2 protein-coding genes are annotated in these 1,031 nt (G+C 37.6%); both read right to left on the bottom strand.

The features are described 5' to 3' along the window. The coding region (locus tag ACTJLE_RS06355) for a virulence protein (RefSeq protein ID WP_481267892.1) at positions 1–643 on the bottom strand (643 nt) is incomplete at its 3' end. A gap of 98 nt (positions 644–741) precedes the next feature. Beyond that, the coding region (locus tag ACTJLE_RS06350) for a DNA-methyltransferase (protein WP_481267891.1) at positions 742–1,031 on the bottom strand (290 nt) is incomplete at its 5' end.

Here is a 1,031-nt window from a genome sequence, read left to right as displayed (position 1 = left end):
ATACAGCATTACGCTCACCCCCGTTTCTAAAAGCACAGGACCCTTCTAAACGGGAAAGCATAATTTTCCTGTCTTGTTTAAACTCGTCTCCTATAAACCCGAGTCTAAGAAGAAAACATCTGAAAGCATACTTATCGTTAACCGGATTATGCTTACTATTATTAACGCGTTTAATTTCCACGCTCATTTTACAAAGACTGTTTATAAACTTCGCATAGGATGCCAAGCCTGGTTGGTTAGCCTGCTCAAACCAAGGAAAAATAAGCTTATCATCTTCTTCCTTAATATTAAGACTGTTCACTCCTAACGCTTTTTTAATAAGATCACCCTTATTATCAAGAATTTTCCTAAGCTTTACCACATCAGCCTTATCTTTAGGAAACTCAACACTAAAACATTGCGTACCATCACACGCGCAGACTGGAAGACTTATACCATAGTCAGCGTCTAACATGTTTTTTAAATCATCTAAATTTTCTTCACTACTACACGTGACCGTACCATCTTTACTAATGTTGAAAACACCTATCCTGTAAGACATACTCGGAGTTTTTAAGTAAACAGCCTTTACTCCCGTAGAATCCTCTATAGCTTTAATAAGCGGCTGCCTATCTTTTCCTTTTAACCCGTATTTTAATTCCATTTTGCCTCCTTTAGATTTTTTCGGGTACATATATAAATCACTCTAAAGAAGGTTTATAGCAAGCGGTCGCAAACTATTTTTCATATAAAATACGAGTCTTACTCGTTAGTAAATACTTCAGTAAACGAGTATTCTTTACCGCCTCTTAAAACTTTCACACTCTTATCATTTCCAACCTGCTCAATATAACGTTTCACAATCACGTCACAATATTTCTCATCAAGCTCGATAGCGTAGCAGACTCTACCAGTCTGCTCGCAAGCTATAAGCGTGCTACCACTTCCAGCAAACGGATCTAACACAAGCGAGTTCGTCATACTCGAGTTTTTAATCGGATACGCTAAAAGAGCTATTGGTTTCATGGTTGGATGATCAGCGTTTTTCTTAG

The organism is Gardnerella sp. CCPDSM (assembly GCF_056754715.1).
Note: the sequence above shows the minus strand (reverse complement) of the source record. Positions and strands in the feature narration are given on the sequence as shown.